The following is a 23,566-nucleotide window of genomic DNA, read 5'->3' on the forward strand; positions in this document are numbered from 1 at the left end:
AGGTTCGGCAGAGGACGGGGCTTCAAGCTTCATCGGCCCCTTGCCCGGGCAACCGTACTCGCCTTGGCGCCTGCCAGAAACGGAAACTTCTTCGAGCGAACGACATAGATATCGGCCTCGGTGACCGGCGCCATCGAGCCGGCGTCGCCCACCTTGAGAAGTTCGATCAGAACCCGATATCTCGGCTTGTCGGAACGGTAGGCAAAATGGCGCGGCAATCCGCCGACCGTGTCTTCCTGGCTCTGTGCGATTTCATAGAGTTCGATGAACTCGTCGCCGATCTTCATCCGTGCCTTGAGCGGTGCTCCGTCTTCGGAAAACGGCAGGTAGAAAAGATAGGCGTATTTATCGGTTGCCGGATCCCGGTTCGCCTGCCACAGGGCAAAATGGCATCCGGTCGAATTCGACGGCAGATCCTTGGTGCCGAACAGCTTCAGATCGATATCCGTCCCATCTTCCTGCGCGTGCGCCGGTGTCACCGGTGCCGAAACCATCACGGCGGATATCGCCAGCGCGGCCCAAAAGGCCAACCTCCCCATTTGGAAACCCATTCCGTCTTTTCCCCCGCCCCGTCTCATGAATCATGTAATCCGTTTAACCCTATAACCATGGTCCGCTTTCCCGTCGAACGCCAGCACCGATGCGATTTGCGAGGGTATTCCTGTATCGCCACCGGTCCGTGCGCTTCCCAAATTACCGTAGCGTTCAACAAACCCTAAAATCGGACTTGAAACTTCCGGCGCGCGACCACTATATTCGAATTGTTGAATATAAGGACGGGCTCTCATATGACGGAATTCACTCCCGTGCTGTCGTTGATCGGCGGCGCGATCATAGGTTTGGCCACAGTGGCTCTCATGGCTTTTCACGGACGAATTGCCGGGATCAATGGCATTGCCGCCGGCCTTCTTGCGCGGCCGGGAACGAGCGATTGGGCGTGGCGGGCCGCCTTTATTGCCGGCATGATCGCCAGCCCCCTGGCGATCCTGTTTGCCACCGGGCAAATGCCGCAGATCACGGTTCCGGTCGAACCGGTCTTGCTGGTCATCGGCGGCTTCCTGGTCGGCATCGGCGCCTCGCTCGGTTCCGGCTGCACCAGCGGCCATGGCGTTTGCGGCATGTCGCGCCTGTCGGTGCGCTCGATCGTCGCCACCCTGACCTTCATGGCAACGGGCCTGGTCACGGTCTATGTCATGCGCCACGTGATCGGAGGCTGAACCCATGTTGAAAATCCTTTCCGCATTCGCGATCGGCCTCGTGTTCGGTGTCGGCATTCTGCTGTCCGGTATGGCAGATCCAGCTAAGGTCCTGAACTTCTTCGATATTTTTGGCACCTGGGATCCGAGCTTGATCTTCGTCATGGGCGGCGCGCTGATCGTCACCGGCATCGGTTACCGGCTCGTGTTCCGGATGCCTGCCCCGGTTCTTTCGGCCGTCTTTCATGTACCGACCCGCAAGGACATCGACATGAAGCTGGTCGGCGGCTCCGCGATTTTCGGCATCGGCTGGGGCCTGAGCGGCTTTTGTCCGGGCGGGCTCGTCCCGGCGATGGGCCTCGGGGTTTCCGCACCGATCCTCACGGCGGCGGCAATTCTGGCCGGAATGATCACCTTGCGTGTCATCACCGGTATCCGTGTCCGCCAGACAGCCCCTTCTTCTACCTGATATCGGCCTGGCCGATTATAACCACAACGGCCGGGACACCGGCCCTCACAGCGCTCTAGGGAGACCAGAATGAGTACTGCAAATTATCCGGTCGACATGTCGGTCAAACCCGACGTCACTGCCTTCTTTGACCCGGCAACGAACACGATCAGCTATGTGGTCAAGGATCCGGCCAGCAATGCCTGCGCGGTCGTCGACAGCGTTATGGACATCGACTACGCCGCCGGCCGCATCACCTACGATCATGCCGACGAGATCATCGCCTACATTGAGAAAAACGGCCTCAAGCTGGAATGGCTGATCGAAACCCATGTGCACGCGGATCACCTTTCGGCGGCCCCCTATATCCAGGGCAAGCTGGGCGGCAAGCTCGGTATCGGCGACAAGATCACAGTCGTCCAGGACACGTTCGGCAAGGTCTTCAACGAAGGCACCGAATTCCAGCGCGACGGCAGTCAGTTCGACCGGCTGTTCGCGGACGGGGACACCTACAAGATCGGCGAAATGACGGCCTTCGCCATGTACACCCCGGGCCACACACCGGCCTGCATGGTGCATGTGATCGGCGATGCTGCCTTCGTCGGCGACACCCTGTTCATGCCGGACGGCGGATCGGCACGCGCGGACTTCCCCGGAGGCGATGCCGGCACGCTCTATGATTCCATCCAGAAGCTTCTCGCTCTGCCGGACGACATGCGCCTGTTCATGTGCCACGACTACGGACCGAACGGCCGCGACATCAAGTGGGAAACCACCGTCGGCGAAGAGAAGAAGCACAACATCCATGTGGGCGGCGGCAAGACCCGCGAGGAATTCATCAAGTTCCGGACCGAACGCGATGCCGAACTGGACATGCCGAAGCTGATCATTCCGTCGCTGCAGGTCAACATGCGCGCCGGCAAGCTGCCTCCGGCAGATGAATCCGGCAAGCGGTTCCTGAAAGTGCCCGTGAACGGGCTCTGAGAAAACAAACAATAACAAGGACAAGGGAGGCCCCCATGGAGCCCAGGGCGATTAACGAGCAACTCGCGGTCAGTCCGCAGATTGACCCGAAGGACATCCCCGAGATCGCGATGCTCGGTTTCCGGTCGGTGATCTGCAACCGGCCGGATGGAGAAGGTGCGGATCAGCCAACCTTCGAGGAAGTCGAGGCGGCCGCGAAGAAGGCCGGGCTTGAAGCCCGGTACCTGCCGGTCGTTTCCGGCAAGGTGCAGGACGAAGATGCCAAGGCCTTCAAGGCCGCTCTCGACGAACTGCCAAAGCCGGTCTTCGCCTATTGCCGAACGGGAACCCGTTCGGCGACCCTGTGGTCCCTGGCACAGGCCGGCACCCTGCCGGTAGCCGACATCCTGGCAAGCACCAAGAAGGCCGGCTACGACATGGCCGGCGTGGTCCGGCGCATTGTCAACGGCGGCAGGACGCCGACCGAAACCGCCGAAGACGCACGTTTCGACGTGGTCATTGTCGGCGGCGGAGCGGCGGGGATTTCGGTTGCCTCCAGCCTGGCCTCGCGCAAGCACGGTCTCAACATTGCCATCATAGATCCGGCCGACGTCCATTATTACCAGCCCGGCTGGACCATGGTCGGCGGCGGCATCTTCCAGGCACCGCAAACCGCCAAGACCATGGCCTCGCTCATTCCCGCCGGTGTCCACTGGATCAAGTCCGCGGTCGCGGCCTTCGAGCCCAAGGACAACGCGGTCGTCCTCGACGGTTGCCGCGTGGTCAAATACGATCGACTGGTCGTCTGTCCGGGCCTGAAGCTCGACTGGCACAAGGTCGACGGGCTTGTGGATACGCTCGGCCGCAACGGCGTGACCTCCAACTACCGCTACGACCTGGCGCCCTACACCTGGCAACTGGTGCAGGGCATGAAAGAGGGCCGGGCCCTGTTCACCCAGCCGCCCATGCCGATCAAATGCGCCGGGGCGCCGCAGAAGGCGCTTTACCTGTCCGCCGATCACTGGACCCGGTCGGGCACCATCGGCAACATCGACATTCAGTTCATGAATGCCGGCGGCGTTCTGTTCGGGGTGAAGGACTACGTGCCGGCCCTGATGAAATACATCGAGCGCTACAACGCCAACCTGAACTACTTCCACAATCTGGTGGCCATCGACGGCCAGGCAAAAAAGGCCACCTTCGAGGTGAAGGAGCCGGAAAAGGACGTCCGTCAGGTGGAAGTCGAGTTCGACATGATCCACGTCACGCCGCCGCAGACCGCGCCGGATTTCATCAGGGTCTCGCCGTTGGCCGATGCCGCCGGGTGGGTCGATGTGGACCAGGCGACCCTGCGCCACAAGACCTTCGACAACATCTGGTCGCTCGGCGACGTGATGAACGCACCGAACGCGAAAACGGCGGCAGCCGCCCGCAAGCAGGCGCCGGTGGTTGCCGAAAACATCGTCTCGGACATCGACGGTCACAGCGCGGTCGCCCAGTACGACGGCTACGGCTCGTGCCCGCTGACCGTGGAAAAGGGCAAGATCGTTCTTGCCGAATTCGGCTACGGCGGCGCGCTGCTGCCGAGTTTCCCGCGCTGGCTGATCGACGGTACCAAGCCGAGCCATACGGCGTGGCTCCTCAAGGAACGGATCCTGCCGCCGATCTACTGGAAGGCGATGCTGCGCGGCAAGGAATGGATGGCCAAACCGGAAAAAGTAACGGCCGCCTGATCCGCACCTATTCAGAACTTCCCTGCGGGCCGGACAACCGGCCCGCAACCCTATTCAAGAAGACGTATAAGCAGGGTTTCCATGAAATATCTCGAGCGCTATTTGCCGATCCTCACCTGGGGTCGCGCCTATAACAAGGAAACGGCAACCAGCGATCTCGTGGCCGCGGTGATCGTGACGATCATGCTGATCCCCCAGTCCCTGGCTTATGCAATGCTCGCCGGCCTGCCGCCGGAGGTCGGGCTTTACGCCTCGATCCTGCCGCTGGTCGCCTATGCCATCTTCGGCACCAGCCGGGCGCTTGCTGTCGGGCCCGTCGCCGTGGTCTCGCTGCTGACGGCTGCCACCGTCGGCGAAATCGCCAAGAACGGAACACCGGAGTACCTCGGCGCGGCGATCGCGCTCGCGTTCATTTCCGGCCTGATGCTTTTGGCGCTTGGCTTCTTGCGTCTCGGCTTCCTGGCCAATCTGCTCAGCCACCCGGTCATTTCCGGTTTCATCACCGCTTCGGGGCTGCTGATTGCCTCCAGCCAGCTCAAGCACATTCTCGGCGTATCCGCATCGGGACGCACGCTCTATGACATCTTCGTATCGATCGGTTCGCACATCGGCGAGACGAACCTGATCACCCTGGCGATCGGCGCGGGCAGCACCGTCTTTCTGTTCTGGGTGCGCAAGGGCCTGAAGAAGGTCCTGCTCGGCATAGGCCTCAAGCCGTTTCCAGCCGATCTTCTGACGAAGGCGGGTCCGGTCGCCGCGGTTGCGGTCACGACCCTTGTCGCCGCTGTCTTCAACCTGGGAGATCACGGCGTTCGGCTGGTCGGGGACATCCCCTCCGGCCTGCCCGTGCCGCAACTGCCGCCGTTCGATGCGGAGCTGTGGCTGCAACTGGTCGGTTCGGCGCTGTTGATATCCGTCATCGGCTTCGTGGAATCGGTTTCGGTGGCCCAGACGCTCGCGGCCAAGAAACGCCAGCGCATCGAACCGGATCAGGAACTGATCGGCCTCGGCGCCGCCAATATCGCCTCGGCCATATCGGGAGGCTATCCGGTTACCGGCGGCTTCGCCCGTTCCGTGGTAAACTTCGATGCCGGCGCGGAAACGCCTGCGGCCGGTGCCTTTACAGCGGTCGGCATTGCCGTCGCCACCTTGTTCCTGACCCCGCTGCTGACAAATCTGCCGACGGCGACCCTGGCGGCAACCATCATCGTCGCGGTTCTCTCTCTCGTCGACTTCGGCGCGATCAAGCGCACCTATGCCTATTCCAAGAGCGATTTTGCCGCCATGGCGGCGACGATCCTGATCACCCTCTTCTTCGGGGTCGAGCAGGGGGTCGTGACCGGTGTCGCCCTGTCCATCGGGCTTTACCTTTACCGCAACAGCCGTCCGCATATGGCAATTGTCGGCGTGGTGCCGGGAACCGAGCATTTCCGCAATATCGACCGGCACAAGGTCGTGACCGGCGACAAGGTCCTGACCCTGCGCGTGGACGAAAGCCTGTTCTTCGCCAACAGCCGGTTTCTGGAAGACAAGATCTATGCGCTGGTGGCCGACCGACCGAACATCAAGCATGTGGTGCTGATGTGCCCGGCGGTGAACGAGATCGACGCCAGCGCGCTGGAAAGCCTGGAAGAAATCAATCACCGCCTGTCGGATTCCGGTGTCTCCTTCCACCTGTCGGAGGTCAAGGGTCCGGTCATGGACCGGTTGCAGAAAACGGATTTCCTGGACCATCTGAGCGGCAAGGTTTTCCTCAGCCAGTATCAGGCGCTGTGCGAGCTCGATCCGCAAACCGCACAGTGTTCGGAAGCCCGGACAGTAACCAAGGCCGCGGGATAAACAAAATCGTCAGCCATCCGGATGCTTGCGGAAGACGCGGTTTCGCTCCAGTGTCCGGCACATGACGCCTCCTGCCGACACCGCCTTGCCAAACCACCTGCAGCACCGGCTTGCCGAAGGCTACGATGACACGCTCGTAATCGTGTTTTCACAGGTCCGGGTTCCAGCGGGGAAATTCGGCCTGGAGCGCCTGTTCGCCCGGACACGGCATGCCTGCCTGTTCCTGAACGACACCGCGAACAGCTGGTACCTGGGCCTGGAAAACGGCATCCAGTCTGCCATCGACGATGCGCTTGCCAAAACCGGCGCCCGGAACGTGGTCTACTATGGCTCGTCCATGGGCGGGTACGGCGCCCTGGTGACCGGGCTCAGCCGGCAGGACGGCGCCATCCACGCCTTCGGGCCGGAACTCCGGGCCGGACATCCGGGCAGCCAGAGCCGGGACTACGGCATTGCCGCCGACGATCCGGGGCTGTTCGATTTTCAGCAGGCCCCGCGTCCAGTGTGTCCGGTTCATTTGTATTTCGGCGTCTATGATCCGGTCGATGCGATCAACGCGGCAGCGGCGGCCCGCTTGCTGCCGGACGCCCGGCTTCATCTGCTGCGCTCCTGCCACGCAAGCCACGACCATCTCTACAGCCTCAACCTGATCCGCAGGATCATCACCACCTTCTCGCGCGATCCCGAAACGGAACTTGCCTCGAAAGGCCTGCTCGCCACAGTGGAGATGGAAGATCTGGAGGCCTACGGTCTGCTCGCGGAACGGCTGGCAGCCGAAGAACAGATACGCCCGGAGGATGTCATCGCCCTGAGCGGTTTCACGAAAAATCCCGGCATGATCCGGCTCGCGGCGGAAGCGGCTGCCGCATCGGGCGACCTGTCCAGCGCAGCCGCCTTGTTCCGACAGGCCGAAGACCTGGTCGAAAACGACCCGGTGCTTCGGACGCTGCCGAAGCGCTGGCGCAAGGAAATCCCGCTGCGCCGGGTCGAATGCCTGATCGAAAGCGGTGCCTTGCCTGCGGCGCGGGACCTGCTTGTGCAAACCTGCGACCGGTTTCCGGTCGACGAGCGGATGGCAGGGATAGCCAGGGCGTTGGGTGTCCGGTCGTGCGAGACCGTTAGCGGCCGGCCTGCTGACTGACGGGCTGCAGCAGCGGTACGATGGCCCGGCAGAACCGGTAATGAACCGGCGGACGCTCACCGTCCTGAACGGAAATCCCGGTCGCTCCGCGTTGACTGATGGTCACAAGACCGAGCGTTTCGGCACCGCTCCATTGCCTGCAGTTCATCGCGGCCCGCTGGGCATCCGTGTCTGCCTGTTCGGCACCGTAGACCTGGCAGATCTCCTCGGGGGTTTCCATCAAGCTGCGGAATATCGCGATCACCGCGCCCGGTCTACCCTTGTCAACAGTGGTCAGGCCATCGCAATCGCTTGCTTCCCGGGTCCATATTCCCTGCGCGAAGCCGGCAAATTTCAGATCGAGAATCCGACCTTCGAGGATCGGCGAGGATCGCTGGACAGCAACCTGCATATCACCCTTGGCCGCATGGGCGGAGTAGCCTCCTGTCAGGAGACCGGATCCGACACCCAATAAAACGACGACAACCGTCCGGATGAGCACCTAGCAGCCTCCTACGCCAAAGCTCATATGAAAGTTCGGATAACCTAGTGGCGATCCGAAGGACTCGGCAATGCACAAGCTGGTTAAATGACCCATTCTTGAGAAAGACCGTGACATTTGCATCACGCAGCATAGGTCTGCCTCCGGAAAATTGCCAAATTTGTTAGCAAAACCCGGAAAATCCGAACGCTTGCATTAGGATTTTTCGGTACCGGCCTTGTCAAAAACGAACAAATGAGGAACATTGCCGGTATGAATGAGGAAACCGGTCCACGCGCCAACCGCATCCTGCTCGACGATCCGTTAACGGACGGGCGGCAGTCGGAAACCGCGTTGAAGGTCTGGCGCGGCGCAGCCCGGCTGCTGCGCATCATGGACTACGCCTGTCTGCCGGAAGTCACCCTTGCTTCCGGAAGGCGTGCCGATCTGCTCGCGCTCGGTCCCAAGCAGGAACTCTGGATCATCGAGGTGAAGTCGTCGATCGCCGATTTCAGGGCCGATACGAAGTGGCCCGATTACCGCCAGCATTGCGACCGGCTCTTTTTCGCTACCCATCCGGACGTGCCGCTCGACATTTTCCCGGAAGAAGCCGGCCTGATCCTGTCGGACGGGTTCGGCGCCGAAATCATCCGGGAGGCACCGGAGCACAAGGTTGCCGCCGCCACCCGAAAGGCTGTCACCCTGCGCTTTGCCCGAAATGCCGCCCAGCGGCTGCACGACCTGAACGATCCGGACGGAAAGCGGTTTTACCGGGGGCTTTAGCTTTAGAGCCTCTTGGCGGATGGCTCAGCCGGCGGCGTTGCGCTTCATGGTTTCCACATCCGCCATGATCTTTCCCGCCCAGGCGACCGCATCGTTCACGCACAGGCGGTCGAACATGGCCTGCCAGCGGTCGCGGCGTTCCTCCAGGGGCATGGTGATCGCGGTCTGCAGGGCCGCTGCGACCTCTTCCGCCGAATGCGGATTGACGATCATTGCCTCCTGCATTTCCTCCGCGGCCCCCGCGAAGCGGGACAGGACGAGCACGCCCGGATCTTCCGCCCTTTGGGCTGCGACATATTCCTTGGCGACAAGGTTCATGCCGTCACGCAGGGGCGTGACCAGGCCGACACGGCTTGCCCGGTAGATGCCGGCGAGCGCCCGGCGCGGGAAGGATTTCGTCATGAAGCGGATCGGCGTCCAGTCGAGTTCCGCGAACTGCCGTTCACATGGCCCGACAGTTCATCCAGTTCCCGGCGAATGTCGATATAGGCGTCGAGTTCCGCGCGCGACGGCGGCGCGACCTGCATCAGGGACACGCGTCCCCGGTTTTCCGGATAATCCTCAAGAAGCCGCTCGAACGCCCTGAACCGTTCCGGCAGGCCCTTGGAATAGTCGATGCGGTCGACGCCGATGATCTGCTGGCGGCCGCCCAGCAGCTTTTCCAGCCTGGACATGTTGCGCCGCGCGTCCGGGGACATGGCGAATTTTGAAAAGGCTTCCGCATCGATCCCGATCGGATAGGCGCGTGCGATCACCTCATGGCCGCCGACCTCAATCCTGCCATCGCCCAGATCGAGCCCGCCGAGCTCCTCCCGGACGAAGCGACGGAAATTGCTTGCATCCCGTTTGGTCTGGAAGCCGATCAGGTCATAGGCGAGCATCGCCCGGACGATGGAGCCGGCGTTGGGAAGGGCTGCCAGGATTTCCGGTGCCGGAAACGGGATATGCAGGAAAAACGCGATCGGATTGGTCACCTCCATCGCCCTGAGATTGGAGGCCATGGTGAGGAAATGGTAATCGTGGACCCAGATGACGTCGTCCGGCTTGACCATCGGGCGTAGCCGCGTCGCGAACCGGTCGTTGACATGGCGGTAGCCCTGTTCGAAGCGCCTGTCGAACACCGCCAGATCCAGCCGGTAATGCAGGACCGGCCACAGGGTCCGGTTGGCGTAGCCCGCATAGAAGTCATCGTAATCGGCCTGGGTCATGTCGACCTGCACCATCTGAACCGATTTCGACTTCTGCGTCTTCAACTGGCCGAAGGTGCCTTCTTCGGAAACGTCGCCGCTCCAGCCGAACCAGATGCCGCCGGTTTTGGTCAGGGCATCGACGAGCGCCACAGCCAGTCCGCCTGCCCGTCCTGTATCCTTCAGCGGTCCCACGCGATTCGATACGACGACGAGCCGTCCCATTTGGTCCTCCAGTTTGTCTGTTTCGCTTCGCCGGGAAGGCGGTTCAGGTGACGCTTTCCCACCCGGCGCTCAAACGCACGGCGCCGTTGATGATGCCGACCATCGAATAGGTCTGCGGGAAGTTGCCCCACAATTCGCCTGTCGCAGGTGTCGTGTCCTCCGACAACAGTCCGACATGGTTCCGGCAGGAGAGCATAGTCTCGTAGATTTCGCGCGCCTCGTCCTTGCGGCCGATCCGCGCAAGCGCGTCGATGTACCAGAAGGTGCAGATGTTGAAGGCATTTTCCGGTGCGCCGAAATCGTCGGCCGCATGATAGCGGAACAGGTGATTGCCATGGCGCAGGTGCGCGCCGATCTTGTCGACGGTCGCGATGAACCTCGGATCATTGGCGGGAAGAAAGCCGACTTCCGCCATCAGCAGGAGCCCCGCATCGAGATCGGAGCCTTCGAAGCTCTCAACGAAGGCGCCGCGCTCCTGGTTCCAGCCGCGTTCGCAGATGGCCCGGTGAATGATTTGCGCGCGGTCCCGCCAATAGGCCGTGCGTTCTTCAAGCCCGAAACGGTGGGCGATCTTGGCGAGACGGTCGCAGGCCGCCCAGCACATGAGCGCCGAGGACGTGTGCACCCTCGCGCGGGTGCGTAGCTCCCACATGCCGGCATCCGGCTGGTCGTACATGGCAAAGGCACGCTCGCCCACCTGTTCCAGGCGCCGGAAATCCTCCAGGCCCGGCTGGTGCAGCAGACGCTTGTCGAAATAGGCCTGAGCCGCGCCGAGCACGATGTTGCCGTAGACATCATGCTGGAAATGCTCGTAGGCCTGATTGCCGACCCGCACCGGGCCGTTGCCGCGGTAGCCCGGAAGATCGACGAATTCCTCGACCAGCTTTTCCTCAAGGCCGATGCCGAACAGCGGCTGGACGTGGCCGCCGTTGGTGACCGCGGCGATGTTGTTCAGATAGCGCAGGTAGTTTTCCATCGTCTCCATTTCGGAGAGGGAATTCAGCGCCCGGATCACGAAAAAGGCGTCGCGCAGCCAGCAGTAGCGGTAGTCCCAGTTGCGTTCGGTCTTGTCCGCTTCGGGAATGGAGGTGGTCGCCGCGGCGATGATCGCGCCGGTTTCTTCGTAGGTGCAGAGTTTCAGCGTGATCGCGGCCCTGATGACCGCTTCCTGGTATTCCAGCGGCAGCCCGAGACGGCGGGTCCAGCGGGTCCAGTACCGTTCCGTGTTTTCCTCGAAATCCCGGCACAGCCATTCCGGATGTTCCGTCAGCGATTCGTCAGGGCCGAGATAGAACGACAACGGGCCGTCGACCAGGAACGGCGTTTCCTCACGGACATACGTAACAGAGGCATTGGTGGTCATCCGCAAGGTGGTGCCATCGCCGACCCAGCGGATGTGATTGGACCCGAAGGTCATGTCCGGGACGCGCTTGCCCCAGGCAAACCGCGGCCGGCAGCAGACCTTGATGCGCGGATGGCCGGACAGCGGACGGACGCGGCGGACGATGCTGTTCGGCCGGAACGTGCGGCCCTTGCGGGTGAAGCGCGGCGCGAAATCGGTGATTTCGATGGCATTGCCCTGTCCGTCGAACAGGCGCGTCTTCACGATCGCTGTGTTGGGCACATATTCCTGTTCGGAGCGGACCGCGCCGTTCAGCTCGATGGTGAATTCGCCGTCGCCGACTTCTCCGCGCGTACCGAGCAGACTGTGAAACACCGGATCGCCGTCGAAGCGCGGCAGGCAGCACCAGACCACCGAGCCCATCCTGTCGATCAGCCCGGCAAAGGAGCAGTTGCCGATCATCGCCAGATCGAGCGAGGGAGGGAGTTTTACAGGCGGTGTCCAAACCATCAATCAGGCCTCCGAAACTGTAATTTTTCCTGCAAGCCAGTCATGCACGGCCGCCACATCATTGAGCCGGAACTGCGCGCAGGTTTCGCCTTCACCTACCTTGATGCCGATCCCGCCGGCGTCCTGGGCGGCCGCTATGCCGTCTTCATCGGTTACGTCGTCCCCAATGAAGACCGGTTTACGGCCCTTGAACGGCGCGTGTTCGAGAAACGACCGGACTGCACTGCCCTTGTCGCTGGCGAAGGGTTTGGCTTCAACCACCATCTTGCCCCGAATGATGTGAAGAGCAGGTAACGCCTCGAGGGCTTCGCTCACGAGCCTGACCACCGCCTCTTCCATGGCCGGTACGGACCGGTAGTGGAGGGCGAGCGTGGCGCCCTTGTCTTCCAGGTAGACGCCCTTTTCCAAAAGGCCGGAGTTGCGGACCACGCCTTTCAGAGCCCGGATTTCCGGACCGGGTTTCGTCCGCTCGATATCGGCATCGACCGTGTGGCGGTGTTCCAGCCCGTGAAGCCCGGCGGCAGGCAGGTGCAAAGGCGCAAGAAAGGCGTCGATCTGGGAGATCGGCCGGCCGGAGACAACAGCCAGGGCTCCGTTGAGACGGTCCTGCAGGCGGGAGAGCGCGGCGATCAGATCATCCGACACCCGGACATCTTCCGGACGCGGCGCCAAATCCACCAGTGTCCCGTCGAAATCGAGAAAAAGAGCCTCACTCGGCCCGATCGGCGGCAAATCCTTCATGCCCCTTTCTTAGGAAATATGCATGGCTATGAAAAGGTTATGCTGCTGCTTTTCGACGCAAACCGGGCACAAACTTGTGGCAGTCCAGGGTGCGTGGTGGCATCGGGGCGGTAATCGGGGCCTGTAAAAGCCGTGCGCACCGGGTCATGTGCGCACGGCGGATTTTCACAGATAAAGGTTGACCAGGCTTTCCAGATATTCCTGGCGGCCGGACTTCGGCTGCGGGTCCAGATTGCCATCGTGAACCCTGGCCGCCAGCGCTTCCAACGAGCTTTCACCCTTCAGGATCGCGGCGTTTTCCGGCTTGTTCCAGCCGGCGTAGCGGTCCTCGACATGGGCCTTCAACCGTCCGTCTTCCAGCATCCGGGTAGCCGCCTTCAGGCCCCTAGCAATCGCATCCGCCGAGCCCACATGGGCCTGGATCAGATCGACCGGATCGATCGACTGGCGGCGCAGCTTGGCGTCGAAATTGGTGCCGCCGGTGGTAAACCCGCCCGCCTTCAGGATTTCGTAATAGGCGAGCGCAAGTTCGGGAACGTTCATGGCGAACTGGTCCGTGTCCCAGCCGGACTGGTAGTCGTTCCGGTTCATGTCGACGGAACCGAAGATGCCCAGCGCGCTGGCGAGCGCAAGTTCGTGCTCGAAGGAATGGCCGGCCAGGATCGCGTGACCCTGCTCGATGTTGACCTTCACTTCGTTCTCCAGGCCGTATTTCTTCAGGAACCCGAAGACCGTGGCGACGTCAAAGTCGTACTGGTGTTTGGTCGGCTCCTGCGGCTTGGGCTCGATCAGGATCGTGCCGGTAAAGCCGATCTTGTGCTTGTAGTCGACCACCATGGACAGGAAGCGGCCAAGCTGGTCCAACTCGCGGGACAGGTCGGTGTTGAGCAGGGTCTCATAGCCCTCGCGGCCGCCCCACAGCACATAGTTCTCGCCTTTCAGCCGGTGGGTGGCATCCATGACGTTCTTCACCTGGGCGGCGGCATAGGCGAAGACGTCCGGGTCCGGATTGGTGGCGGCACCGCCCATGAAGCGCCGGTTGGAGAAGAGGTTGGCCGTGCCCCACAACAGCTTCATGCCGGAGGCCGCCATCTTGTCTTCGAAGATGTCGGCAATCGCGTTCACATTGGCGTTGCTTTCGGCAAGCGTCGCGCCTTCCGGTGCAATGTCGCGGTCGTGGAAGGTGAAGAACGGCATGCCGAGGATCTCGAACATCTCGAAGGCGACATCCGCCTTCAGGCGTGCCTGCGCCATCGGATCTCCGTCCGCCGCCATCCAGGCGCGCTGGAAGGTATCGCCGCCGAAGGGATCGGTGCCCGGCCAGCAGAAGCTGTGCCAGTAGCACACGGCCAGGCGCAGATGGTCTTCCATGCGCTTGCCGAGAACCACTTCGTCCTTGTTGTAGAAACGGTAGCCGAGCGGGTCGGTGCTTTCGGGGCCGGTGTAGCGGATCGGCTCGAGATCGCCGAAAAATCCGGTGCTCATTTTGGTTTTACTCCTTAAAAGCCGGCCTGTTTCAGGGCCGGATAGAGGGACCGCCAACGCTCGTAGGCGTGGCGGTAATCGTCCTGAAGGTCGTGCCGGGGTTCGATCTGCATGCGCATGGGCGGTGGCGTGAACACGCCGCTTGTCTGGCCTTCCGCTGCCGCCTGACCGAGACGGGCCGCACCAAGGGACGCGCCGAAATCGCCGTCGGCGGGTACGTCGATGATCACGTCGAGCAGGGTGGCGATGATTTCCAGCCATTCGGTCGAGCGCGAGCCGCCGCCGACCGCGGTGACGCGGCTGACCTTTGTGCCGGCCGCACTCAGGGCCTTCATGCAATCCTTCAGAGCGAAGGCGACGCCGTCGAGAACCGCATGGGTCAGTGCCCTTTGATCGGTCTCGTGTCCGATCCCGGCAAAGCCTGCCCGGATCTTGACGTCGTTGTGGGGCGTGCGTTCGCCGCCGAGATAGGGAAGGAACATGACGTCGGACGGGCCCGCGACGGCGCCCAGCGCCCCGGTCAGGTTTCCGGGCTCCGTGCCAAGCGTCCGGGCCAGCCAATTGAGGCTGTCGGTGGCCGAGAGGATCACGCCCATCTGATGCCAGGTATCGGGCACGGCGTGGCAGAAGGCATGGACGGCGCTTTCCACATTGGGGGAGAAGCGGTCATTGGTGACGAACAGGACGCCGGACGTTCCAAGCGAGACGAAAGCGGAACCCGGCTCGACCGCGCCGACACCGCAGGCGGACGCAGCATTGTCGCCGCCACCGCCGGCCACGACCGGGGCCGAGGTTATGCCCCAGCGGTCGCAGAGGTCCTTGCGCAATTGCCCGGAGCTTTCAGACCCCTCGACCAGCCGCGGCATGTGGCCCCGCGTCAGACCGGTCGCGGCCAGTAGATCATCGGACCAGTCGCGAGCCGCCACATCGAGCCAGAGCGTGCCGGCACTGTCTGACATGTCACCGACATGATCACCGGTCAGCTTCAGCCGGACGTAATCCTTCGGCAGCAATACCTTTGCCACCCTGGCGAAGACGTCCGGCTCGTTCTCGCGCACCCACTGCAGCTTGGGAGCGGTGAAGCCCGGCATGACCCGGTTGCCGCCGAGGGTCAGGAACTTCGGCTCGGCCCGTTCCAGCTCCTCGCATTGCTTCGCCGACCGGCCGTCGTTCCACAGGATGCAGGGGCGAAGCGGCTTGTCGTCGGCACCGAGCAGCGTGGCGCCGTGCATATGGCCGGACAGGCCGATGCCGCGGACCGCGGCCATCTCGGCCGGAAACCGGGTGGCCAGCTCGTCCATCACCGCTTCACAGGCCGTCCACCAGCTGTCCGGATCCTGCTCGGACCAGGAGGGATGGGGCCGTTCCACCGTCAGGCCGGACGAGGCCGAACCGACATACGACTGGTTTTCATCCAGGAGAACGGCCTTTACCGAACTTGTTCCAATGTCGAGACCGACAAACATGAGGAGCGCACCTCAAATACAGGCAAAAGATAATCGCGCCAGCCGAACAGCCGGCGCGATGGAGAGGATTGTCGCCGACAGCCCTTTTCGGGTGCCGCGGCGACGGAGGTTCAAGCTGCGGCAATCTCCGGATTGATCGCGCCCGGGCCCGGGATCGCACCCGGGGGACATTTCCCGAGAATGATCATTCCCAGAAGATCGTCTTCGGTTACCTGATCGACCTTAGCGGTTCCGACCACCTTGCCGTTTTTCATGACGGCGGCGCGGTCGCAGGTCTTCATCACCGAGTGAATGTCGTGGTCGATCAGGAAGATGCCCAGGCCCTGCTTTTTCAGTTCGTGGATCAGTTCCGTCACCATGGCCGTTTCCTGCACGCCGAGGGCCGCCGTCGGTTCGTCCATGATCAGGATACGGGCATTGAAATAGACCGCCCTGGCGATGGCGACCGACTGGCGTTGGCCGCCCGACAGCGCCTTGACCGGCGCCTTGAACTTCCTGAAGTTCGGATTGAGCCGACCCATGATCTTGCGGGTTTCCGCTTCCATGGCATCGTCGTCGACAAAACCGAGCGGCGTGACCAGCTCGCGCCCGAGGAACAGGTTGGACGCCGCATCGAGATTGTCGGCCAGAGCGAGAGTCTGGTAGATGGTCTCGATGTTGTATTTGCGGGCATCGCGCGGGCTGTGGATGCTGACCTTTTCACCGTTGATGCGGATCTCGCCGCTGTCGGCGCGATAGGCGCCGGAGAGGCACTTGATCAGCGTGGACTTGCCGGCACCGTTGTGGCCGAGAAGCCCGACCACTTCGCCCGGATAGAGGTCCACCGAGGCGTGATCGACCGCATGCACACCGCCGAAGGCGATGCTGATTTCCTTCATTTCGACAAGGGGAGTTGCCATTTCGATCAGTCTCCCGTGCGCTTGCGGTAGAGGATGTCGACGAGAACGGCGACGACCAGAACGATGCCGACCACGATATTCTGCAGCGGAGCATCGACACCGACCATGGCCATGCCCGACTGCAGCGACTGCATGATCAGGGCACCCAGAATGGCGCCATAGATCGTGCCGATGCCGCCGGAAAGAGCCGTTCCGCCGATGACCGCGGCGGCAATCACGCGCAATTCATCCAGCGTGCCGATATCGTTGGAATGAAACGTCTGACGCGAGGAGGCGACGATCGCCGATATCGCACACAGAACGCCCATGATAGCGAATACCTTGACGGTCAGAAGGCGGGTGTTGATGCCGGACAGCTCGGCCGCATCCGGATTGCCCCCGGTGGCGAAGATATACCGGCCCAGCCGGGTCCGCTGCGCGATCAGCGTCATGACAACGGCGACCGCGATCAGCAGCAGGACCGATACCGGCAGGCCGTAGCTGGCCGTAAAGCCGGCGGGCATGACCTCACCATTCGCCTCGAACATCCGCTCCAGGCGGGGGCCCGGAATTTCATAGGAATTCAGGATGGCCACGAATCCGAGAATCGCCACCGTGATAATGGCCCCGATCACGAATTCGGCCCAGACCGGCTTGACCGGGAATTCGTGCTTGATCTTGGCGCGTCTCGACTGCCAGAGCACGTAGAAGGCCGCCAGGACCGCAAGACCGCCGACGACCCAGCTTGCCGTAGCGCCAAGGGTTCCGTTGATCCCCCCGAACAGCTGGAAGTTTTCATCAAGCGGACCGATCGTCTGGCCATTGGTCACGTACCAGGCGACGTTGCGCCAGACCAGGAGCCCCCCAAGGGTGACGATGAAGGCCGGAATACCGAGATAGCCGATCAGCCAGCCGTTGAAGACGCCTATCACCAGGCCCGTCGCCAGTCCGACCCCCATCGCGATCGGTGCGGTGCCCGGATGATTGAGCCCCAGGCCCAGCCATTCCGGTGTCAACACCGTCTGCGTCATCGCCATCATCGCCGAACAGGTGGCCAGCAACGAGCCGACCGACAGGTCGATGTTGCGGGTGACGATGACGAACACCATGCCGGTCGCCATGATCGCGACCGAGACGGTCTGGATGGACAGGTTGAAGATGTTCCGGGGCGTCAGGAAACGGCCATCGGTGAAGAAATTGAACACCAGGCACAACACGACGAAGGCGCCGATCATCCCCAAAAGGCGCGTATCGAGCTGAAGCGCGGAAAAGAAGCTGCGTGCTGCCGGGGCCTTGGGCCCGGACACGGCGGTATCGGACATCGGTTTCCTCCCACTTGGAGACCAGACGCTTGTTCGCCGGGGCGTCCATCCCCGCCGGCGCGCGTAATACGATCAAACCACGTCCGCGGCCCCGGCGCAAAACCGGGACCGCGGATTGTTTGGTGCTATCAGTTGCAGGGAGCCGGACCGTTGGTCACGCCCTGGCAGAGCGCGTCCTTGCTGATCCAGCCGGCATCGACCACGACATTGAGGTTGTCCTTGGTGACCGGCACCGGCTTCAGGAAGCGCGCCGTCAACTCGGTCCCGGCCGGAGAGGTCCAGGCGCCCGCGTCGCTGACTTCGGAAAGGCTCTTGCCACCGGCCAGTTCCACGGCAATTTCGCCGGCAGCCTTGCCGAGTTCACGGGCATCCTTCCACACGGAAACGGTCTGGGTGCCCTTGGCAACGCGGTTCAGGGCGGCATGATCGCCGTCCTGGCCGGAAACCGGAATGCCTTCCATGCCCTGCGCGGTGAGAGCTGCGACAACACCGCCAGCGGTGCCGTCATTGGAGGCGACAACCGCGTCGACCTTGTTGTCGTTGGCGGTCAGGATCTGCTCCATGTTGCGCTGAGCATTCGCCGGCAGCCAGCCGTCGGTATAGGCTTCGCCCACGATCTTGATCTTGCCGCCGTCGATGGCCGCCTGCAGGATTTCCTGCTGACCGCCGCGCAGGAAGTCGGCGTTCGGATCGGTCGGAGACCCCTTGATCATGACGTAGTTGCCTTCCGGCGCGGCCGCGAAGACCGCGCGGGCCTGCATCCGTCCGACTTCGACGTTGTCGAAGGTCAGGTAGAAGGCGCGCGGATCCTCGATCAGGCGGTCGTAGCCGACCACCGGAATGCCTTCGTCGGCGGCAGCCTGCACGGCCGGGCCGATCGCCTGCGAATCCTGAGCGAGAATGATCAGAGCGTTGGCGCCCTGGGCAATCAGCGCCTCGACATCCGAAAGCTGCTTGGCAGACGACGACTGCGCATCAGCGGAAATGTACTTGGCGCCGGCGGCTTCAAGAGCGCCCTTGATGGCGGCTTCGTCGGTCTTCCAGCGTTCTTCCTGGAAGTTCGACCAGCTCACGCCGACAACGATATCGGCAGCCTGCGCAGCAGAGATTGCCGTGGCGGACAGAAGTGCGCCAACCAAAAGAATGTTTATCTTACGCATCGCGGTGTTTCCTCCGTCGGGCACAACCTGGATTTGTCCGGTCATGCCGCTTCACATCCCATAAAGCGAGGTTCCCGCCTGAGGCGGAAACGCGGGCGACGTCTGATAATTATTTTTTTTGACGTCCGAAAAAAAGTTGCTCCAAAGCGCCGCTCCTGTCAACATGGTTTTGCAAAACATTGTTCTGCGCCGCAAAATTGGCGAGACTGCACAAAACAAGACCGGATAAACCGGCTGTTGGGGAAACACGTCAGGGAAGAGCTGTCAGCGAATGACACGGAAAGCGGACCGGGATCAGATCCGGCGACAGAATCGAAGCATCATCCTGAAGGCGCTACGCCGGCAAGGACCCATGGCCCGGATCGACCTTGGCCAGATCACCCGGCTGAGCCCGGCGACGGTCACGGCGATCACCTCGGACCTGCTCGATCAGGGATTGATCGAGGGCATCGAAAGCGACGAGCCGAAAGCGCCCCAGTCCCGCGGCCGGCCCCGGTCGCTGCTGCGACTCAATCCGGAAGCGGCCTGCGTGGTCGCGATCCGGCTTTCGGTCAACGCGATCGACATGTCGCTGGCCAATTTCGCCGGCGAAACCTTCCTGAACAAGCGCGTGCCCTTCGACAGCGCGTCGGCCGATGCGGCAAGCTTCCCCATGCTCCTGATCGAAACGATCGCAAGCTTTGTCGGCGAAGCCGCCGTCCGTCCCGAGAGTATCCGGGAAATCGGAGTGGCCGCCCAGGGTGTCGTCGACAAAGGCACGGGCATGGTGGTCTGGAGCCCCGCCTTTTCGGGCCGCAACATTCCCATCGTGGCGCCGCTCACCAAAGCCTTTGAGGCGGAATGCATCCTGTCCAACGACACCAACATGATCACCGAAGCGCTGCACTGGATCGATCCGGCGCGCTACAGCGACACGTTCGCGGTGGTCATGCTCGACTACGGTGTCGGCATGGGCCTTTATCTCGACAATCGCCTGTTCGAAGGCGCCAACGGCATGGCGGCGGAATTCGGCCATTCCAACCACATTCCCGGCGGAGCGCTGTGCCGCTGCGGGAAACGGGGCTGCATCGAGGCCTATCTGTCCGACTACGCTCTGGTGCGGGCCGCCACCCATTTGCCGGAAACCACCGATCCGAAGGAAATCAATGCCGGCGTGGCGGGGCTCGCCGCCCTGATCGCACGCGCTGACGAGGGAGATGAGGACGCGCTGACCGCCTTTGCGAGTGCAGGCCGGGTCCTCGGCTACGGTCTGGCCCGCCTGCTGGCCATTCTCGATCCGAAACGCATCGTCCTGACCGGCGCCGCCATGCGGGCCTTCCGGTTCATGGAAGCGAGCATGCATGAGGGGCTGGAAGAAGCCCTGGTTGAGGATCTCAGGCAGAATTACGAGATCGACGTGATGCCGTGGAACGAGGACTTCATCCGTCGGGGACTTGTTGCCCAGGCCATGGACCGCCTCGACAAGGATTACCTTGGCGCGGCGACGCGCAAGACGGTTCCACCCCGCGACCGGGGGGCGGCGGCATGAAACCGCGCCTGGCAGCCCTGATCCTTGTCGCCGGTATCTGGCCGGCGCAGGGATCTGCTGCCGATGCGGTTCCGCCCTGGTCGGAACGGGGCATTACCGGGGATCTCGATTTCGACACGCTGGCGAATGGTGACGCCGATCCGCTGCCCGAACTGGTGGAGCTCGGCGAAAAGCTGTTCAAGGCGAAATTCGTCACCGAGGACGGCGCGGGCCGGCCCGAGGCGACACAGGCCATTGTCCCGACCAAACGGCGGCGTCCGTCCGCGCTTGCCTTTCAGCGCATGGCGGGTCCGGATGCCAATTCCTGTGCCTCCTGCCACAATGAACCTGGGATTGGCGGCGCCGGCGCCTTTACCGCCAACGTCTTTGTTTCCGAGGGCTTCGAAAGCGCGGACTTCGATTCCATCGATCCGCAGTTTTCCAACGAGCGCGGCACGGTCGCCCTTCAGGGATCGGGCCTGATCGAACTGCTCGGCCGGGAAATGACGGCAGACCTGCGCGCCCAGCGCCATGCCGCGCTCAAGCAGGCCCGGGAAACGAAAGAGCCGGTGACAGTCTCGCTCGAAACCAAGGGCGTTGCCTTCGGCAAGCTGACGGCGGAACCGGACGGATCGCTCGACGTCTCCAGACTGGAGGGCATCGACGACGATCTGACCCTGCGCCCCTTCGGCCAGAAGGGCGTTTTTTCCTCCCTTCGCCAGTTCACCGTCAACGCCATGAACGACCATCACGGCATCCAGCCGCAGGAACGGTTCGGCAAGGCCTGGACCGGAACCGACGATTTCGACGGCGACGGGGTCAAGGACGAGATGAGCATCGGCCAGATTTCCGCCCTTGTCGCCTGGCAGGCGACACGGCCTGCCCCGGAACGCAAGGCGGACCTGCCCGCAGCCTGGCAGGAGGCCGCCGTTCAGGGAGAAAGGCTATTTTCGGAAATCGGCTGTGCGGAGTGCCACCGTCCGGCCCTGCCTCTGGAAAGCCTTCGCTTCGAAGATCCCTCGCCATTCGAAGGGGCCGGCACCTTGCGCCGGGCGGATGTGGCACAGCCCATCGTGCTCGATCTTGGCGAACTGGACTGGGTCAAGGCGCTGCCGAAAGACGACAAGGGCCGGGTCCTGGTGCCTCTGTTCGGTGACCTGAAGCGGCACAAGATCACCGATGCGGTGCGCGAAACACTCGGCAACGAGTTGCTCAGCCAGCGCTTCGTCGCCCGCGACGTCTTCATGACGTCGGAACTCTGGGGCGTCGGCAATACCGCGCCCTACGGCCACCGGGGCGACCTCACCACCCTGAACGAGGTGATCGAGGCCCATGGCGGCGAAGCCGCGGAGACCACCAAGGCCTATTCGGCGCTTGAGGAGACGGATCGGCAATCGGTGATCGCCTTCCTGCGCAGCCTGGAGATCCCCGAATGAGCCGGCATGCGATCCGTCTTGTCCTGGCGCTCGCCGCGCTCGCGCTTCCCGCAGCAGCGCTGGCGGAAGATGCGCCACGTCCGGTTTCGTCGGCTCCGATCCCGCATTTCGTCGAGGAAGCCGCGACGGCCGGGATCGACCATACCTATGACGGTGCCTGGGAATTCTTCGTCGGCGGCGGTGTAGCTATCTTCGATTGCAATGGCGACCGGCGGCCGGACCTGTTCCTGGCCGGCGGCAAGAACCCGGCGCAGCTCTTCGAAAACCAAAGCCCGACCGGCGGTGCACTTGCCTTCAAGGCGCACGACATCGGCCTGCCGGACCGCCAGATGACCAAGGTGCTCGGCGCCTATCCGCTGGACTTCGACAATGACGGCATCGTCGACCTCGCGGTTCTGCGCCTGGGCGAGAACCTGCTGCTCAAGGGCAAGGGCGACTGCCGCTTCGAGGAGGCCAACCGGGCGCTTGCCTTCGACGGCGGGCGGGAATGGACCACCGGCTTTTCCGCGGTCTGGGAGCAAGGCCAGACCTATCCGACACTTGCCTTTGGAAATTACGTCGACCGGTCGAAACCCGGCTCGCCCTGGGGAACGTGCCACGACAATTTCCTGTTCCGACCGCAAGGAGCGGACACGCTGCGTTACGACGAGGCCACCCGGCTGACACCGGGCTATTGCGCATTGTCGATGTTGTTCACCGACTGGAACCGGTCGGGCGAACCTTCGCTGCGGATTTCCAACGACCGCCAGTACTACCGCGGCGGCGAGGAGCAGCTTTGGGCCGTGGCGCCCGGGCGGCCTCCGCGCGCCTATCGCCGCTCCGACGGCTGGCGGCATCTGAAAATCTGGGGCATGGGCATTGCCTCCATCGATCTCAACAGCGACGGCTATCCGGAATATGCGCTGACCAGCATGGGCGACACCAAACTGCAGACCCTGGACGCGGAAGCCGACGAGACTGTTCCGGTCTATCGGGATATCGCCTTCGACCGGCGCGCGACCGCCCATCGGCCCTATACAGGTGATGACCTCAGGCCCTCGACCGGCTGGCACTCGGAATTCCAGGATGTCAACAACGACACGCTCTGGGACCTGTTCATCGCCAAAGGCAACGTGGAAGCCATGCCGGATTTCGCCGCCTTCGATCCGGATGACCTGTTACTCGGCCAATGGGACGAGAAGTTCGTCGAAACCGGCGACACCGCCGGGATCGCGCTCAACCGGCGCGGCCGGGGCGCGGGGCTGGCCGATTTCAACATGGACGGGCTTCTCGATCTGGTCGTGGTCAACCGGGCCGGGCCGGTCAGCCTGTTCCGCAATGTCGGCGCCGGCACGGCGGAACAGCCGCGCCCGCTGGGAAACTGGCTGGCCGTCGAGATCCGGCAGGACCGGCATCAGCCGAATCGCTACGGCGTCGGTGCGAAAATCAGCGTGAAGATCGGCAATCGCAGCATCGTGCGCGACGTCCAGATCGGCGCGGGTCATGCCTCGGGCCAGCTCGGCTTCATCCATTTCGGGCTCGGCGTTTCGGAACGGGCCCAGGTCCGCATTCGCTGGCCGGACGGGGACTGGAGCCACGCCTACCGGGTCTTCGCCAATTCCCACGTGATCATCGAGCGCGGCGCGGAGAAGGCCCGGCTGTGGTATCCCGAATAGGTTCCGGCCGGATTTGATCCGCCAATGCGGCCGGAATTGCCCGTTTGACGCGCCTGCCTTGATTTTTTGCAGCTGCCCATATTTGCGGT

At 62.8% G+C, this 23,566-nt stretch carries 19 protein-coding genes and 1 pseudogene; 10 read left to right on the plus strand and 10 right to left on the minus strand.

Annotation, left to right across the window (positions count from 1 at the left end; genetic code table 11):
- Nucleotides 1–29 precede the first annotated feature (29 nt).
- A complete protein-coding gene (locus tag ABIN98_RS21340; RefSeq protein ID WP_346912919.1) occupies nt 30–551 on the minus strand; it encodes a hypothetical protein in 522 nt (173 codons plus the stop codon).
- Between the two features lie 237 nt (nt 552–788).
- Here ABIN98_RS21340 and ABIN98_RS21345 point away from each other — a divergent pair, with 237 nt between their 5' ends.
- From ABIN98_RS21345 to ABIN98_RS21370, 6 genes are all read left to right on the plus strand, one after another.
- Nucleotides 789–1,217: a YeeE/YedE family protein gene (locus tag ABIN98_RS21345; RefSeq protein WP_346912921.1), complete on the plus strand. Its 429-nt coding sequence runs from the start codon at nt 789–791 to the stop codon at nt 1,215–1,217.
- Between the two features lie 4 nt (nt 1,218–1,221).
- Complete coding sequence (locus ABIN98_RS21350; protein ID WP_346912923.1) at nt 1,222–1,665, plus strand: DUF6691 family protein; 444 nt, start codon at nt 1,222–1,224, stop codon at nt 1,663–1,665.
- 69 nt (nt 1,666–1,734) lie between these two features.
- Complete coding sequence (locus ABIN98_RS21355; protein ID WP_346912925.1) at nt 1,735–2,628, plus strand: MBL fold metallo-hydrolase; 894 nt, start codon at nt 1,735–1,737, stop codon at nt 2,626–2,628.
- Nucleotides 2,629–2,663: 35 nt separating this feature from the next.
- Nucleotides 2,664–4,340, plus strand: coding sequence for a TIGR01244 family sulfur transferase (locus ABIN98_RS21360; RefSeq protein WP_346912927.1), 1,677 nt, complete (start codon nt 2,664–2,666; stop codon nt 4,338–4,340).
- An 81-nt stretch (nt 4,341–4,421) separates the two neighbouring features.
- Complete coding sequence (locus ABIN98_RS21365) at nt 4,422–6,179, plus strand: sulfate permease (protein ID WP_346912929.1); 1,758 nt, start codon at nt 4,422–4,424, stop codon at nt 6,177–6,179.
- Nucleotides 6,180–6,240: 61 nt separating this feature from the next.
- Nucleotides 6,241–7,320 carry a hypothetical protein gene (locus tag ABIN98_RS21370; RefSeq protein WP_346912931.1) on the plus strand — a complete coding sequence of 360 codons (1,080 nt, stop codon included), beginning with the start codon at nt 6,241–6,243 and terminating at the stop codon, nt 7,318–7,320.
- On the opposite strand, the gene ABIN98_RS21375 is transcribed toward ABIN98_RS21370, so the two are convergent.
- On the minus strand, nt 7,298–7,801 hold the full coding sequence (locus tag ABIN98_RS21375) for a hypothetical protein (RefSeq protein ID WP_346912933.1): 504 nt from the start codon (nt 7,799–7,801) through the stop codon (nt 7,298–7,300). The two genes, ABIN98_RS21370 and ABIN98_RS21375, sit on opposite strands and share 23 nt — an antisense overlap.
- Nucleotides 7,802–8,053: 252 nt before the next feature.
- On the opposite strand from ABIN98_RS21375, the gene ABIN98_RS21380 reads away from it, so the two are divergent.
- Nucleotides 8,054–8,563: an MmcB family DNA repair protein gene (locus tag ABIN98_RS21380; RefSeq protein ID WP_346912935.1), complete on the plus strand. Its 510-nt coding sequence runs from the start codon at nt 8,054–8,056 to the stop codon at nt 8,561–8,563.
- 24 nt (nt 8,564–8,587) lie between these two features.
- On the opposite strand, the pseudogene ABIN98_RS21385 reads toward ABIN98_RS21380, so the two are convergent.
- The 8 genes and pseudogenes from ABIN98_RS21385 to xylF all read right to left on the minus strand — a co-directional run bounded on the left by ABIN98_RS21385 (nt 8,588) and on the right by xylF (nt 18,879).
- Nucleotides 8,588–9,975, minus strand: a pseudogene (locus ABIN98_RS21385) (trehalose-6-phosphate synthase).
- 43 nt (nt 9,976–10,018) lie between these two features.
- Nucleotides 10,019–11,827, minus strand: coding sequence for a glycoside hydrolase family 15 protein (locus ABIN98_RS21390; protein WP_346912941.1), 1,809 nt, complete (start codon nt 11,825–11,827; stop codon nt 10,019–10,021).
- 3 nt (nt 11,828–11,830) lie between these two features.
- Nucleotides 11,831–12,568, minus strand: a complete 738-nt coding sequence (otsB, locus tag ABIN98_RS21395) for a trehalose-phosphatase (protein ID WP_346912943.1) — start codon at nt 12,566–12,568, stop codon at nt 11,831–11,833.
- Between the two features lie 165 nt (nt 12,569–12,733).
- Nucleotides 12,734–14,053, minus strand: a complete 1,320-nt coding sequence (gene xylA / locus ABIN98_RS21400) for a xylose isomerase (protein ID WP_346912945.1) — start codon at nt 14,051–14,053, stop codon at nt 12,734–12,736.
- 14 nt (nt 14,054–14,067) lie between these two features.
- On the minus strand, nt 14,068–15,519 hold the full coding sequence (xylB, locus tag ABIN98_RS21405) for a xylulokinase (RefSeq protein ID WP_346912947.1): 1,452 nt from the start codon (nt 15,517–15,519) through the stop codon (nt 14,068–14,070).
- A gap of 110 nt (nt 15,520–15,629) precedes the next feature.
- Nucleotides 15,630–16,397 (minus strand): ATP-binding cassette domain-containing protein, encoded by a 768-nt coding sequence (locus ABIN98_RS21410; protein ID WP_346913320.1) that lies wholly within the window; start codon nt 16,395–16,397, stop codon nt 15,630–15,632.
- A 26-nt stretch (nt 16,398–16,423) separates the two neighbouring features.
- Nucleotides 16,424–17,719, minus strand: coding sequence for a sugar ABC transporter permease (locus tag ABIN98_RS21415; RefSeq protein ID WP_346912949.1), 1,296 nt, complete (start codon nt 17,717–17,719; stop codon nt 16,424–16,426).
- A gap of 128 nt (nt 17,720–17,847) precedes the next feature.
- Nucleotides 17,848–18,879, minus strand: coding sequence for a D-xylose ABC transporter substrate-binding protein (gene xylF, locus ABIN98_RS21420; protein WP_346912951.1), 1,032 nt, complete (start codon nt 18,877–18,879; stop codon nt 17,848–17,850).
- 271 nt (nt 18,880–19,150) lie between these two features.
- Between xylF and ABIN98_RS21425 the strand changes: the two genes are divergently transcribed.
- From ABIN98_RS21425 to ABIN98_RS21435, 3 genes are read left to right on the plus strand one after another with little or no spacing between them, the layout of a single operon-like run.
- Complete coding sequence (locus ABIN98_RS21425) at nt 19,151–20,407, plus strand: ROK family transcriptional regulator (RefSeq protein WP_346912953.1); 1,257 nt, start codon at nt 19,151–19,153, stop codon at nt 20,405–20,407.
- The gene (locus ABIN98_RS21430) at nt 20,404–21,822 is read left to right on the plus strand and encodes a di-heme oxidoredictase family protein (protein WP_346912955.1); all 1,419 of its coding nucleotides are present in this window, start codon (nt 20,404–20,406) and stop codon (nt 21,820–21,822) included. The genes ABIN98_RS21425 and ABIN98_RS21430 overlap by 4 nt, the downstream gene beginning before the upstream one ends.
- Nucleotides 21,819–23,477 (plus strand): CRTAC1 family protein, encoded by a 1,659-nt coding sequence (locus ABIN98_RS21435; RefSeq protein ID WP_346912957.1) that lies wholly within the window; start codon nt 21,819–21,821, stop codon nt 23,475–23,477. Before ABIN98_RS21430 ends, ABIN98_RS21435 begins: the two co-directional genes overlap by 4 nt.
- The last annotated feature ends 89 nt before the right edge of the window (nt 23,478–23,566 follow it).

It is taken from the genome of uncultured Roseibium sp., assembly GCF_963675095.2.
GTDB lineage: Bacteria > Pseudomonadota > Alphaproteobacteria > Rhizobiales > Stappiaceae > Roseibium.

Excerpts from the sequence above, each read along its gene's own strand:
- ABIN98_RS21340 (WP_346912919.1), bottom strand. The coding sequence starts at position 551 with ATGGGTTTCCAAATGGGGAGGTTGGCCTTTTGGGCCGCGCTGGCGATA.
- ABIN98_RS21345 (WP_346912921.1), top strand. The coding sequence starts at position 789 with ATGACGGAATTCACTCCCGTGCTGTCGTTGATCGGCGGCGCGATCATA.
- ABIN98_RS21350 (WP_346912923.1), top strand. The coding sequence starts at position 1,222 with ATGTTGAAAATCCTTTCCGCATTCGCGATCGGCCTCGTGTTCGGTGTC.
- ABIN98_RS21355 (WP_346912925.1), top strand. The coding sequence starts at position 1,735 with ATGAGTACTGCAAATTATCCGGTCGACATGTCGGTCAAACCCGACGTC.
- ABIN98_RS21360 (WP_346912927.1), top strand. The coding sequence starts at position 2,664 with ATGGAGCCCAGGGCGATTAACGAGCAACTCGCGGTCAGTCCGCAGATT.
- ABIN98_RS21365 (WP_346912929.1), top strand. The coding sequence starts at position 4,422 with ATGAAATATCTCGAGCGCTATTTGCCGATCCTCACCTGGGGTCGCGCC.
- ABIN98_RS21370 (WP_346912931.1), top strand. The coding sequence starts at position 6,241 with ATGACGCCTCCTGCCGACACCGCCTTGCCAAACCACCTGCAGCACCGG.
- ABIN98_RS21380 (WP_346912935.1), top strand. The coding sequence starts at position 8,054 with ATGAATGAGGAAACCGGTCCACGCGCCAACCGCATCCTGCTCGACGAT.
- ABIN98_RS21390 (WP_346912941.1), bottom strand. The coding sequence starts at position 11,827 with ATGGTTTGGACACCGCCTGTAAAACTCCCTCCCTCGCTCGATCTGGCG.
- otsB (WP_346912943.1), bottom strand. The coding sequence starts at position 12,568 with ATGAAGGATTTGCCGCCGATCGGGCCGAGTGAGGCTCTTTTTCTCGAT.
- xylA (WP_346912945.1), bottom strand. The coding sequence starts at position 14,053 with ATGAGCACCGGATTTTTCGGCGATCTCGAGCCGATCCGCTACACCGGC.
- xylB (WP_346912947.1), bottom strand. The coding sequence starts at position 15,519 with ATGTTTGTCGGTCTCGACATTGGAACAAGTTCGGTAAAGGCCGTTCTC.
- ABIN98_RS21410 (WP_346913320.1), bottom strand. The coding sequence starts at position 16,397 with ATGAAGGAAATCAGCATCGCCTTCGGCGGTGTGCATGCGGTCGATCAC.
- ABIN98_RS21415 (WP_346912949.1), bottom strand. The coding sequence starts at position 17,719 with ATGTCCGATACCGCCGTGTCCGGGCCCAAGGCCCCGGCAGCACGCAGC.
- xylF (WP_346912951.1), bottom strand. The coding sequence starts at position 18,879 with ATGCGTAAGATAAACATTCTTTTGGTTGGCGCACTTCTGTCCGCCACG.
- ABIN98_RS21425 (WP_346912953.1), top strand. The coding sequence starts at position 19,151 with ATGACACGGAAAGCGGACCGGGATCAGATCCGGCGACAGAATCGAAGC.
- ABIN98_RS21430 (WP_346912955.1), top strand. The coding sequence starts at position 20,404 with ATGAAACCGCGCCTGGCAGCCCTGATCCTTGTCGCCGGTATCTGGCCG.
- ABIN98_RS21435 (WP_346912957.1), top strand. The coding sequence starts at position 21,819 with ATGAGCCGGCATGCGATCCGTCTTGTCCTGGCGCTCGCCGCGCTCGCG.